This is a genomic window from Nocardia sp. SYP-A9097 (genome assembly GCF_009649815.1).
Lineage (GTDB): Bacteria > Actinomycetota > Actinomycetes > Mycobacteriales > Mycobacteriaceae > Nocardia.
Window position 1 is genome coordinate 176,289 of sequence record NZ_WJIC01000008.1, and the last position, 13,133, is coordinate 189,421.

General features: G+C 65.1%; 11 protein-coding genes. 8 read left to right on the forward strand and 3 right to left on the reverse strand.

Features of this window, described 5'->3' with window-relative positions:
- Positions 1 to 735: 735 nt before the first annotated feature.
- From GFY24_RS18835 to GFY24_RS18865, 7 genes are all read left to right on the forward strand, one after another.
- Positions 736 to 1,158 carry a roadblock/LC7 domain-containing protein gene (locus tag GFY24_RS18835; protein WP_153806382.1) on the forward strand — a complete coding sequence of 141 codons (423 nt, stop codon included), beginning with the start codon at positions 736 to 738 and terminating at the stop codon, positions 1,156 to 1,158.
- Complete coding sequence (locus GFY24_RS18840; RefSeq protein WP_309231029.1) at positions 1,155 to 1,511, forward strand: DUF742 domain-containing protein; 357 nt, start codon at positions 1,155 to 1,157, stop codon at positions 1,509 to 1,511. The genes GFY24_RS18835 and GFY24_RS18840 overlap by 4 nt, the downstream gene beginning before the upstream one ends.
- Positions 1,492 to 2,094, forward strand: coding sequence for an ATP/GTP-binding protein (locus tag GFY24_RS18845; protein ID WP_153806383.1), 603 nt, complete (start codon positions 1,492 to 1,494; stop codon positions 2,092 to 2,094). Before GFY24_RS18840 ends, GFY24_RS18845 begins: the two co-directional genes overlap by 20 nt.
- Complete coding sequence (locus tag GFY24_RS18850) at positions 2,091 to 3,344, forward strand: cytochrome P450 (protein ID WP_153806384.1); 1,254 nt, start codon at positions 2,091 to 2,093, stop codon at positions 3,342 to 3,344. The genes GFY24_RS18845 and GFY24_RS18850 overlap by 4 nt, the downstream gene beginning before the upstream one ends.
- Entirely contained in the window at positions 3,341 to 4,564 is a 1,224-nt protein-coding gene (locus tag GFY24_RS18855) for a cytochrome P450 (RefSeq protein ID WP_309231030.1), read from the forward strand. Before GFY24_RS18850 ends, GFY24_RS18855 begins: the two co-directional genes overlap by 4 nt.
- A 64-nt stretch (positions 4,565 to 4,628) precedes the next feature.
- Positions 4,629 to 5,327, forward strand: a complete 699-nt coding sequence (locus GFY24_RS18860) for a hypothetical protein (RefSeq protein ID WP_153806385.1) — start codon at positions 4,629 to 4,631, stop codon at positions 5,325 to 5,327.
- 17 nt (positions 5,328 to 5,344) lie between these two features.
- On the forward strand, positions 5,345 to 6,085 hold the full coding sequence (locus tag GFY24_RS18865) for a response regulator transcription factor (RefSeq protein ID WP_153806386.1): 741 nt from the start codon (positions 5,345 to 5,347) through the stop codon (positions 6,083 to 6,085).
- Positions 6,086 to 6,120: 35 nt separating this feature from the next.
- On the opposite strand, the gene GFY24_RS18870 is transcribed toward GFY24_RS18865, so the two are convergent.
- Complete coding sequence (locus tag GFY24_RS18870; RefSeq protein ID WP_153806387.1) at positions 6,121 to 7,743, reverse strand: acyl-CoA synthetase; 1,623 nt, start codon at positions 7,741 to 7,743, stop codon at positions 6,121 to 6,123.
- A 329-nt stretch (positions 7,744 to 8,072) separates the two neighbouring features.
- Between GFY24_RS18870 and GFY24_RS18875 the strand changes: the two genes are divergently transcribed.
- A complete protein-coding gene (locus GFY24_RS18875; protein WP_153806388.1) occupies positions 8,073 to 8,336 on the forward strand; it encodes a GlsB/YeaQ/YmgE family stress response membrane protein in 264 nt (87 codons plus the stop codon).
- A 220-nt stretch (positions 8,337 to 8,556) separates the two neighbouring features.
- Here the strand turns inward: GFY24_RS18875 and GFY24_RS18880 are convergent, their stop codons facing one another.
- Both GFY24_RS18880 and car read right to left on the reverse strand, forming a co-directional pair.
- Positions 8,557 to 9,408 carry a class I SAM-dependent methyltransferase gene (locus tag GFY24_RS18880; RefSeq protein ID WP_153806389.1) on the reverse strand — a complete coding sequence of 284 codons (852 nt, stop codon included), beginning with the start codon at positions 9,406 to 9,408 and terminating at the stop codon, positions 8,557 to 8,559.
- Between the two features lie 18 nt (positions 9,409 to 9,426).
- The gene (gene car, locus GFY24_RS18885) at positions 9,427 to 13,080 is read right to left on the reverse strand and encodes a carboxylic acid reductase (protein WP_309231031.1); all 3,654 of its coding nucleotides are present in this window, start codon (positions 13,078 to 13,080) and stop codon (positions 9,427 to 9,429) included.
- Between the last annotated feature and the right edge of the window lie 53 nt (positions 13,081 to 13,133).

Consider the following 13,133-nt stretch of genomic DNA (forward strand, 5'->3'; position numbering starts at 1 on the left):
ACTTCCCTTGGGCGCAACGCCTACGACGGCAAGCTCGGCCTCTCGTTCCGACACCGCCCCGGCACTTCTCACGGTCGACGTCACCCGCACCGCTCCCGCCGCCGCGGTCGGTGCCGACCCCACCCCCACCGGCCCCCTCCCGCGCCGCGCCGAGATCTACTCCGGCACAGCGTCGGTCGTCCCCACCCCCGAGCCCCCGGCCCCGAGCGGCGACCCCGCCGAAGCCGGCCCGCCGCCCGGCAGTGCCGAAACCCTCTCCGGCACAGCGTCGTCCGCATCCGGCGAGGCGGGATCCACAGCGCCCGTATTCTTCGGCGACGATCGGACGTCCGCCGACCCGATTCCCCTCGGCGCCAGTGCTTCACGCGGTGACACCGCGGTCACGGGCCTCGGGCAAGTTGTCAAGCCCGCGGGCGCGGCCGAGGCCGTCCCCGGCGATGACCGGAACATTGCCGATACTTCTGCCGGATTCTCCGGTAGCACTGCGGTTTTGGCGGATCGGCTATTCGACGCGGGGACGAACGCCACTCCCGCATCGGCTGTCGCGGCACTGCCGAAGCGGCAGCGGGGCAAGACCCTTGCCGCGGTGCATCCGGAAGGGCTTGCGGCGCCGGATACTCCGGCGGGTGGGGTGGCGCGGCCGGTGTCACCGGCGGCAATGGGGGCGTTTCAACGAGCGGTAAGTGGGCGTGAGAATGCCGGTACCGCCAATCCTTCGGCCTTGGAGAGCGATAAATGATCCCGTCCGCGACACAGTTGGGCTGGCTGCTGGAGCAGTTACTCACCCGTACCCCACGCGCCAGGCATGCCCTGCTGTTGTCGGGGGACGGGTTGAAGATCTGTCATACCTCGGAGCTGGGGAATGACAGCGCCGATCAGCTGGCGGCGATTGCCGCTGGGATTCAGAGCCTTTCGCATGGCGCGTCGGTGGAGTTCGGTGACGGTCGCGGCGGGGTGCGCCAGTCCATGACCGAGTTCTACGGCGGAATTCTCTTCATTGTGGAGGCCGGGGTGGGCGCGCATATCGCGGTGGTCGCCGCGGAGGACGCCGATGCCGGACTGGTCGGCCACAATATGCGCGAACTGGTGGAGCAGCTCGGTGAACATCTGGCCGCGGAACCGCGGGTGCGCGATACCCGAGGAGCGAGCGTGTCGTGACCAGGCCAGACGAGGATCCGGACCGGCTGTACACACTGACCGGCGGCCGCAGCCGACCGGATTCGGACGCCTTCGATCTGGTCACTCTCGTGGTGAGCGAATGCGATCCGGCTCCCGGCATGCAATCCGAGCATGTCGCGATTCTGGAGATCTGCCGCTCCCCCACCGCCGTGGTGGAGATCGCGGCGGAGCTGCGACTACCGGTCGGCATCGCCACCATTCTGCTGTCGGACCTGCTGCACGCGGGCAAGATCACCGTGCGGCATCCGCGGCACAACCCTGCCTCGCAATGGCATTCGCTGCCCGACACCACCACCCTGGAGAAGGTGCTCGTTGGACTCCGCAATCTATGACCCCCGGCCGTCCCGCGCCGACGCACCCCTGCACGCCTCCGCCAGCAGCGGTTTGAAGATCGTCATCGTCGGCGGATTCGGTGTCGGCAAAACCACCATGGTGCGCGCTGTCAGCGAGATTCGGCCCCTCGATACCGAGGCCACCATGACGCAGGTGGGTTTCGGCGTCGACGATCCGACGGGCGCGCCCGGTAAGACGACCACCACGGTCGCCTTCGACTTCGGCCGTATCACCATCGATACCGAACATGTGCTGTATCTGTTCGGAGCCCCTGGGCAGGAACGGTTTTGGTTTCTCTGGGACCGATTGTTCACCGGCGCACTGGGCGCGATCGTGTTGGTGGATCAGCGCCGAATCTCCGACTCCTGGTATGCCATCGACCGTCTCGAGCATCAGCGCACCCCATTCATCGTGGCGTGCAACAACTTCGGCGCGGACTTCCGTCCGCAGGAGGTCCGCGACGCCCTGGATCTGGAACCGCACGTCCCGCTCATCGAATGCGATGCGCGACACCGTGATTCGTGCAAGCAGGTGCTGATCAGTCTGGTCGAATACCTCTACAATCCGGAGATCCACACATGACCTCACCCGAGCAACAGCAATGCCCGGTGCGGCCGGGAGTGGTCCCGCTGAGCGGCCCGCGCTTCCACACCGACCCGCATCACCTCTACAACGAGATGCGCCGCGAGCACGGTGCGGTGGTGGCTGTGGAGCTGCCCGGCGGCGTACCCGCATGGCTGATCGTCGGCTATCGAGAAATGCATCAGGTCACCAATAACGCGGAGCTGTTCCCGCGCGATGTGAGCCTGTGGAATCAGTGGGGCAATATTCCGGAGGATTGGCCGCTGCTGCCCATGGTCGGGCAGCCCATGCCGTCCATCTACTTCACCGCGGGCGCGGAGCATCGCCGGCATCTGTCCATGGTGGAGTCCGCCCTGGAATCGGTGGATCCATTCGAATTGCGCAGGGTCTGTGAGAGTTTGGCGGATCGACTGATCGATGCCTTCTGCGGTCGCGGCACCGCCGATCTGATGGCCGAGTTCGCCGAACCGCTGCCGATCCTGGCCATGGCCGCACTGCTCGGTTTCGCCGATGCGGACGGCCCGCACCTGGCCTGGTCCATGAAGGTGATGGCCAATGGCGGCGCGGACGCGCAGTCGGCGCATCTGCAGTTCATGGGTCATATGCAGCGCCTGGTCGCGGCGAAGAAGGCCATGCCCGGTGATGATCTGGTCTCGCGCATGCTGGCCGATCCGACGCCGTTCACCGATGAGGAGTACGTCAATGATCTGATGGCGATCACCGCCGCCGGGCATTTGACGACCTGCGACTGGCTCGGAAATTCGGTGCGGCTCATGCTCATCGACGATCGCTTCGCCGCCGCGCTCGGTGGTGGCCGGCGCAGTATCAGCCAGGCCATGAACGAGGTGCTGTGGGAGGAGACCCCCACCTCGATTCTGGCCGGGCGCTGGGCCGCGCGCGATACCCGCTTGGCGGACAAGGTGATTCGCGCCGGTGATCTGCTGCTACTGGGCCTGGCGGCGGCGAATACCGATCCGCATGTGCGCCAGCATGTTTCGGAGTCCGGACACACCGGCAACAACGCGCACTTCGCCTTCAGTCACGGCGAGTATCGCTGCCCGTTCCCGGCGCAGCAGTCCGCCGAGATCATTGCCAGGACCGGTATCGAGGTGCTGCTGGATCGGCTGCCCGATATCGATCTGAGCGTGCCCGCCCAGAATCTGGTGCGCCGACCGTCCCCGTTCATGCATGGAATGGCTTCTCTGCCAGTTGTTTTCAGCCCAGTTCGCGCCGTCGGAGGTTTCCAGTGAGTTCGTCCTGCCCACACGCCATACCCATTGATCCGATGGTCGCCGATCTGGCCGGGGAGACCGCGCGGCTGCGGGAAGCCGGATCGCTGGCCCGGATCGAACTGCTCGGCGTGCCCGCCTGGACAGTCACCGAGCACGCGCTCGCCCGCCAACTGCTCACCGATACCCGCCTGGTGAAGGACATCAACGCATGGGGGCTGTGGTCCTCCGGCGTGGTGACCCGGCAGTGGCCGCTCATCGGCATGATCGATGCGGGCCGCTCCATGTTCACCGTGGATGGTGCCGAGCATCGGCGACTGCGGATCAAGACCGCGCAGGCACTGACGCCGCGCCGGTTGGAGGCGCTGCGGCCCTCGATCGAACTGCTCACCGCCGAGCTGCTCGACAATCTGGAGGCCGCCGGGCGCGAGGGTGAAATCGTCGATCTGAAGCAGGTTTTCGCGTATCCGCTGCCGATGCGGGTGATCAGCGAGCTCATGGGGGTGGAGCGCGCCGATCAGCCCATGCTGCTGGAGTGGTACAAGAAATTCTTCTCCATGATGACCCCGCAGGACGAGCGGCTGCAGATCATCGACGCCATGGACGTGTACTTCACCGAGATGGTGCGCCGCAAGACCGCCGAGCCGGGCGACGATCTCACCAGCGCGCTGATTCTGGCCGATGAGGGCGGCGACCCGCTCACCGAGGAGGAGGTGGTCGGCAATCTCAAGGCGCTGGTCGCCGCCGGGCACGAGACCACGGTGAGCCTGATCGTGAATACGGTGCGCGCCTTGCTATCCCGGCCCGACCAGCTGGACAAGCTGCGAGCGGGCGATGTGGATTGGAAGCAGGCCATCGAGGAGACGCTGCGCTACGACGGGCCGGTCACGCACCTGCTGATGCGCTTCGCGACCGAGGATATTACGTTGGGCGACAACGTAATCGAGAAAGGCGAGGGCGTGGTGATCTCCTACCGCGCCGTCGGTCGGGATACCGCGGTGCACGGGGTGGACGCCGACGAATACGACGTCACCCGCCCGACCGCCAACCGCAATATCTCCTTCGGGTACGGCCCGCACAGCTGCCCCGGCGCGGCCCTGGCCCGTCTGGAGGCATCCATCGGTCTACCCGCCCTTTTCGAGCGTTTTCCGAGCCTGAAGCTCGCGATTCCGGACGAGGAGATCGCCCACCTGCCGGTCCTCACCCAGAATGACCTGGCGGCCTTCCCCGTACACATCTGACGGGCGACGCTCACATACCGGGCACGTCCTGCGATATCGGCGACCTCCTGGCATGCTGTGGCGCGTGACGACCAAGGGAGCAGGGATTTCAGTGGTGGCGTGCGCGGTACTGGTCACCGCGGGTTGCGGGGGCGGCACCGAGACGAAGGCGACTTCCGGTACCCCGCAACCGAGTACGCCGCGCGATCAACTGGTACTGACCGCGGCGGAGTTCCCGGCGGGGACCAAACCACTGGATCTACCGCCGGACAAGCTGCGCTCCAGTGTCACCGATCTCGGCGATACCATGGCGAATTCCACGGTCACCCCGCCGGAATGCCGTGGGCCGCAGGTCGATTTGGCGGCGCTCACCAATGATCTGCTCGGCAATTCCGCGTTGGCGGCGGCCGCGACCGAGGATATGGATGTCTATATCGAATTCGTCTCGGCCGAGACCGCCGATCTGACGCTCATGATGGACACCAATGCCAAATGCGCGCATATGACCTCGACCAGCACTGTCGACGGTAAACAGGTGAACACCACGGTCGATATGGAGAAGCTGCCGGCGCTGGCGGGGGTCGATTCGGTGGCGTACAAGTCCACCAGCAGCTCGGCGCTCCCGGACGCCGCAGCCTTGACACGCACCGCGTTCCAAGGCTGGGCGACCCTGCGCGGGCTCACCGTGACCGCGCGTTCGGCCGCGTTCTCCGGCGCTCCGGACCAGGCCACGTTCGAGAAGTTCTTCGCCGATGCGGTCGAGAAGGTACGCGAGGCGAAATAGCGGGGCAGTATGGGTGCATGCCGCCCGTTCCACCGCAGGCCGATATCGCCGAGCTGCTCGAACAGTCCCGAAGGCTGTTGGACTCGGCGATATCGACTGTCACGACCCACCGATCCGCCGAACAGATGGTGCGGATCACCCCGGACGCGCGCTGGGGTGCGGATCTGCAGCGCATGCTCCGGGACGTGCGCGCCGAGACGACGCTGGCGATCTCCAGTCCGATTCGATTGGAGCGCAGGTACTCCCGAGGCGGGACCCTGCTGCAGGAGCTGCACCGGACCGGGAAGCAGGTTCGGCTACTGCTCTCGCCCGGATATGCGGGAACTCGTGAGCCGGATCTGTATTCCCGTGCGTTCCAACTGAATTCGCAGGTTCGAGTCACCTCGGCCGAGTTCTGCAACACCATAATCATCGATCGCCGCACGGCGGTGCTGTGGAACGGTCCGGAGACCGGCGATCCGCGCGGGTTGATCGTCACCGAACCCATGGTGATCCAGGCGATCCACGAATTCACCGTGCGTGCCTGGTCCGCCTCCCGGCAATTCCGTGATCATCTCCGGGAGGCCGAGTTCGACGAGGTGTCGATCGCCGTCGTCAACTTCCTCAATACGGGGCTGAAAGATGAAGTGGCAGCGCGGAAGCTGGGCATCTCGCTGCGCACCTATCGACGCCATGTCGCCGACCTCATGCTGCGATTGGATACGGCCACTCGCTTCCAACTCGGCGTCCGCGCCGCCGAACTGGGCCTGCTGAGGTAGTCGGCACAAACTGCCCGTTGGTCTGCCAACCGCGATCAGCGCGGAGTGCGCGCCTGGTTCGCATGTGCGGCAGCATACTTCTTGGCTGCCGCGTAATTCGCCTTGCCACTGGGCTGCCGGGTGACCTGGGGGACGATCCAATAGCTGCGGGGCGCTTTGTATCCGGCAACTTTGGTGCGGACGTGCGCGTCCAACTCAGCCAGATCCAGATCTACGCCGGGGCGCGGCTGTACGAGGGCCGCGACGCCCTGACCGAATCGTGGGTCGGGAATTCCGATTACCAAGGCGTCGAACACTTTCGGGTGGGAGGTGAGTGCGCCTTCGACCTCCTCCGGGAAGACCTTCTCGCCGCCGGTATTGATGCATTCCGAACCTCGGCCGAGCAGGGTGACGGTGCCGTCGGATTCGTAGCGCGCGTAATCACCCGGCACCACATAGCGTTTTCCGCCGGACTCCACGAAGATGGTCGCGCTCTTCTCGGGGTCCTTGTAGTAACCCAGCGGCACATGGCCGGTGCGCGCCATGCGGCCGACCGCACCCGAGGTGCGCTCGAGCAGTTTGTCGTCCTCATCCAGCAGCACGGTCTGGGCATTGAACTTCACGCGCGGGCCCTGCGAGTGGTCCGAGTCCTTGCCGACGACGGCCAGTCCGGTGCCGCCGCTCTCCGAGGAGCCGACCACGTCGGTGATGAACAGGTTCGGAAACTCTTGCACGTATTGCTGTTTCAGCGTGTGCGAGAAGAGTGCGGCGTGACTGCTGAACGCCCATAGCGAGGAGGCGTCGTAGGCGGTCGCGCGGTACGCCTCGAGTAGTGGGCGGGCCATGGCATCGCCGACCACGGTCAGCACATTCACCCGGTGCCGCGCGACCATGCGCCACACTTCTTCCGGATCGAATTGCGGGACGAAAACCAGTGTGCCACCGGCATTCAACGTCATGAAGGCGGCCCACTGCGCGGCCCCGTGGATCAGTGGTGACAGTGGTGCCATGACTATCCCCGCGGGTGCGGCGGCGGCATTGTTCGCGAGTTCCCATTCGTCCGCGATGTATTCACCGGTGACATGGTTGATGCCGCCGCCGAGTGCTCGCCAGACATCTTCGTGCCGCCACATGACGCCCTTGGGCATACCGGTGGTGCCGCCGGTGTAGAGAACGTAGAGGTCATCGCCGCTGCGCTCACCGAAGTCGCGCTCGGACGAGCTGTTCGCAAGTGCCGCACCGTATTCCGTGCCCTTGTAGCGGGCGAAGTCTCCTTGACTGCCGTCCTCGATGACCACGACCTCGGTGAGCTGCGGCGTCTGCGGCAGCACCTCGGCCACGACGTCGGCGTAACTCCGCTCGTGTACCAGAGCCTTCAGATCCGCGTTGTCGACGATATAGCGCACCTCCTCGGCCACATAGCGATAGTTCACACAGATCAGCACCGCGCGCAGCTTGTAGACCGCGAGCATGGTCTCCAACGCCTCGATGGAGTTGCGCGAGTAGATACCGACATGGTCGCCCCGCCCGATCCCCTTGGCGGACAGGTGATGTGCCAGCCGATTGGCCCGCTCGTCGAGTTCGCGATAGGTGAGTGAGCGGTCCCCACAGACAATCGCGAGGCGGTCGGGCACCGCGTCGACGGCATGCTCGAAGAGGTCTGCGACATTGAAGGCCATAGCTGAATACCGTTCTGGGACAGTCGATTATGCGAATGATGCACGTTCGCCGAAGGTGTTGACGGCCAGCTTGTCACGCGCCCCGATGGCCAGGAAGACGCTCGAATGGCAGGAAGCTGCCGTGCTCGGCAGGAAACTGCCGCGCCTGGCATGCCGTGTTCGGCAGCAAGATGCCGGTGGGCGGCGCGCAGCTAGGGGCAAGCTCCGCGACGACAGACCGGTACCGGATATTCGTCCACCGGACGCGCTGATGTAATGCGACACGCTCCCGGCTCCGGTTTGCTTTGCTACCGTCGAATTCGCGACACCCACAAGGCTAGGAGCACGCCATGGGCATTATCGCCATGATCATCATCGGTCTCATCGCCGGAGCCATCGCCCGCCTCCTCGTACCAGGTAAGGAAGATTTCGGCTGGATCGGCACAATCCTGCTGGGCATTGTCGGCGGCTACGTCGGCGGCACCCTCGGCAGCATGGTCTTCGCCCCCCACAAGTTCAGCGTGCACCCACCAATCGAACACACCTTCCTGGGTGCCATCGTCGGCGCGGTAATCGTCCTGCTGGTCTACAAGTGGATCCGCGCCCGCGTCTGAAGCCCCCCGCCCCGAACCGCCAGCGCCTCACGCCAATCCCGGGTACAGCAACCTTCGCCACCCCCGGCGTGACACACGGCGTGGGCGCGCCCTTCGCCACCCCGGCACGGCGCACTTTCTTCGTCATCCCGGCATGCTTTTGGCCGGGATCCACACCAGCCGTACTCCAACGGGTTTCGCTGAATTCCGGCAAGCGGAGACGGCACGAAGAGGTCGTTCTTCAGCGCCCAGCTCGGACTATGCGAGGTGGGTTGCCGGACTGGGGGTTTCGTGGCTTGCCCTGCAGGTCGGCGACCACATCCATGGCCGCGAAGTCCTGAATGTCGGTGAATCCGGCGGCGCGTAGCACTTCCGCCATCTCCGGCTGGGTGAAGAAGCTCAGGAAGGGTTCGCCGACCGCACTGACGCGTTCCGCGCGCACCCGCATGGCGGCGCGCTCCTCTTCGGTGTTCCCGGGGGAAATGTAATCGAAGGCCACTTGGGCCGGATGCGCCTGCGTCGCTATATATTCCAGGGTCGACTGGATTGCTTCCCTGGTCAGGTACATGATGACCCCGAGCCATACGAAGACCGCGGGCTTTTCGCGGTCGAACCCCGCCTCAGCCAACCCTGTTGCCAGCGTGCGTGTTTCGAAGTCGATCGGCACGAAGGTCACCGAATCCGGTACGGGGATCTCGGATTCCGCCAACCGCCAGCGCTTCCACTCCTGGGTGTCCGGGTGGTCGACCTCGAAGACGCGCACTTCCGGGAAGGGATTGCGGTAGGCGAAGGTATCCAGGCCCGCGCCCACGATCACCACCTGCCGGGTGCCCGCGGCCACGGCGGCAGCAACGGTGTCCTCGGCGAACCGGGCCCGGGCGGCCAGGAAGATCCGGCGGCGGCGCGGCCAATCCGAGGTATCGCCCGGCTGATCACTCGGCGTGGAGTGCCGCTCGGCGATCACCGCTTCGTCGACGCCGAGTATGCGCACCGCGAGCGGATCGGTGAACAGGCGCGGTTCGTCCACCATCTGGTGGTAGGCCCGCGAGTACGCGGTGACCAGGGCGGTTCGACTCGGTTGACCGTGTTCCATGAATCCAACCCTTCCCGGCTAGATCAATCCGCGCAATCGCAGATCGGTCACATATTTGCTGATGAGTTGCGGTTTCAGGTGTGGAATATCGTGGTCCGGACCGATCTCGGCGGCCTGCACGGCGGCCTGAAACCGCTTGGCGGGCAGCGCCGAACCCGGAATCGGCATACCTGGGTGACGGTAGGCGTGCAGGAGCGGCAGCACCGAGGCTTGGCGCTGCTGTTCGGGCAGTGCGCGCAGGGCGGTTTCGAAGCGGCTGAGCCAGGTGTCGTAGTCGTCGAGGCGGTCGATCGCATGACCGTCCGCGATCAGCCAGTCGACGAAGGAGTCCAGGGAGATGCCGTCGTCGTGTGGATTGAATACGTCGAAGGTTTGGAAGCCGGCTGCCTGCGCTCCGAGTGTGGTGATGGCCTCGGCGGTGAAATCGGCGGGCAGGCCGTCATAGTGGGCGCGCTGCCGATTTCCGTGAGAATCGGTGCGGTAGAAGGACTTCGGGGAGATGCCGGTGGCGAGCACGCTCAGTAGCAGGCGGCTGAACATATCGGCGAGATTGAATTGGCCCGCGTATCGACTGTGCGCCAGGATCATATCGGAACGGAAGACCGCGACCGGGAGTCCGCACAGGTCGTGTGCTTCGCGCAACAGCACCTCACCGGCCCATTTGCTGGTGCCGTAGCCATTGGCGTAGCCGTCGCCGATTGTGCGCTCCGCGCTGATGCGGCGAATATCGCCGTCCTCGTCGAAGCGCTCCGGGTCGACCTGATCGGCGACCGCGACCGTGGACAGGTAGGTGACGGGCTTCAAACGGGATGTCAGTGCGAGCCTGATGATTTCGGCGGTGCCGACCACATTGGGGCCGAATAGCTGACCGTAAGGCAGGACGTGGTTCACCAGAGCCGCTGGATGCACAATGAGGTCGACAGTCTGCGCCAGATTCCGCCAATCCTCTTCTGGCAGCCCGAAGTTCGGCTCCGCGATTTCCCCGGCGAGGACCACCAGCCTGCGCGCGGCCAGGTCACGGTACTCGCGCAGCAGTTCCGGATCACCGGAGTCGAAGGCCGCGTCCAGCCGGGCGCGGGCGGCTTCGGCGGTGCTGCCGCGTACGACGCAGATCACCGTGCCATCCGAATCATCCATCCGGCGTAGCCATTCCAGGCATAGGAATCGGCCTAGGTAACCATTGGCCCCGGTGAGCAGAATGGTCCGCGGCTGTTCGACCACGCCCGGGAGCCCCGGCGCTTGGTCGAGGGTCGTGGCATCGATGAATCTGTCCAGGGTCAAGTCGGCGGCACGCACGCGCGAACCGATGCCGTGCACCGAGCTGACAGTGGAACGCCGTGAACCCGAATCACCTTCCAGCTCTATATAGTTCGCCACCGCCGCCAGATCATTGGCCGGGCTGACGATCACGCTCACCGGGACTTCGATGCCGAGGATCTCCTCGAGCAAGTTCGAGAACGACAGCGCGGAGAGTGAATCGCCGCCGAGGTCCGCGAAGTGCGCGTCCGACCGCAGATCGCTTGCGGGACAGCCCAGTAGGGCACCGGCGGCTCGGCTGACCGTTTCCAGGACGGGTCGCCGGCTCGCGTCCTGTCGCAGCGCCGCGAGCTCATTCGCCTGCTCCGCCGCCAGCTCGCCATACAGGGCCTCCAGGCGCTCGCCGTATCGCTCTTTGAGCTTGGGCCGCAACAGCTTTCCGATTCCGGCGAGCAAGCCGTTCTCCATACTGAACGGCTCGGACTCGATGAGAAAAGCGCGCGGTATCTCATACGATTCGAGCTCGGCCTCCTTGGCAAGCCGCTGCAGCGATTCGTTCAGCGCCTCCCGTAGCGCCGGACTCGAGGCCGCGTCGATCCCGGCGGTCAACGCATCCTCGGTGGGCACGATCACCGCGAGCAGATATGCCCGCTCACTATTGCCGTACACATAGATCTGCCGGATCAGCGGGCTGGTGGCATACACCGCCTCCAGCGTTGCGACAGTGACGAATTCGCCCTGCGACAGCTTGAGCACATTATTGCGGCGGTCGACGTAGACGACCTCGTCCGGCCCGGTCTCGGCGACAATGTCACCGGTGAGATAGAACCCATCCGCATCGAAGATCTCGGCGGTGATCTCCGGCCGCTTGAAGTAGCCCGGAATCATGACCGTTGTCTTGAGCAGCAATTCCCCACGCGGATAAGGCTTATCGGTGCCGAAGTAGCCCAGCTCGGGTACATCGAGGAGCTTGTAGTCGATGACCGTCGACCGATTCAGCCGATTGTCGGTCATGATCCCGCCACCCGCCTCGGTGGACCCGTACCCATTGTGCAGTTCGAGCTCGAGCAGCGACTCCATGAAGGTCTTCATCTCAACCGAGATGGGCGCACTACCCACAATCGCCCCGAAGAGCCGCCCACCCAGCACCCGTTCCCGCAGTTCGGTTTTCACCTCCCGCATGGCGTCATCACGGTCCATGCCCGCCCCGACGCGGCCACCGACCTCACTGAGGAACCGCTGGAACAACATGTCGCACACCCGCGGCACGAAGAAGAATTCGGTAGGCTGCACCAGCGCGATGTCCTCGAACAGCGTCGACAAATCACTGGCCGCCGCAAAGTTGGCCGTCCCGCCCCGGGACAGCGCACCCATCAGCGTGAGCCGTCCCGCCACATGGCTCATCGGCATATAGCTGAAATTGATTGCGGGAATGGGTGATTGCGCCGCCCCACCGGTCCACATCGCACTCACCAACCGCGCCGGATACATGGCGCCCTTCGGCGCACCGGTACTCCCGGACGTATAGATGAGCAGCGCCAGCGCCTCGCCATCCACCACCACCGGTGCCACCTGCGGCAGCCCCCGCCCCCGCGCGAACACCTCGGCCAGCGTCTCGATCACGATGGAACCACCATCCCGAGCGACTCGCTCCCGCGCGGATTCCAATGCCGCACAGTGATAGTCGTCCTCCTCATGGAAGTCCATCACAACCACCGCGGGCGCCATCCCCTCCGGAATCGCCTCCAACGCCGCCCCCAGCAACTCCGCACTCGTCACCAGCACCCGAGGCGAAGTCTCCGCAAGTATCGAACTCCACTGCACCACAGCCGCACTCGACTGCAGCGGCACACTGACCAGCCCCGACAACTGACAAGCCAAATCCACCGTCGCATAGTCAGCGCTGGTAAACCCCAGCATCGCAACAAAATCCCCCACCCGAACCGGCTCCCCGGCCCCACCAACTCTCCCGCCCGCTACCGAATCCCCAACTCCGCCCACCCAATCAGCCCCCGCCGAATCCACACCTCCACCTGCCCACGTGGCCCGCGCTGGATCCTCAACTCCGCCCGCCCAATCGGCCCGCGCCGGATCCGCAGTTCCAGCCGCCCATGCAGCCCGGACCGCTCCGACCCGCTCGCTCAGCTCACCATAGGTAATGGTCTCGAACCGCCCGACTCGTCGCCGAGTGCGCCGACCGGCCGCGTCGGTGATCACCTCATAGGCTCGCTCCCCCAGCGCGGGTCGCTCCGAATACCGGTCGAGCACCATCGAAATGATCTCCGCGGGCACCAGCCCCTCCCGCCGAATCGCATCATGAACCTCGGTGATCTGCGTTGCCGCACCCACCTGCTCATCAGCCAGCAAATCCGCGATCCGCTGCCTGCGCACAGCCTCCGACCAGCCAGTATCCACAACGACCTCTCAGACGTTTAGCATCGCTAACCAGATCACGGTCCACCCGTGAC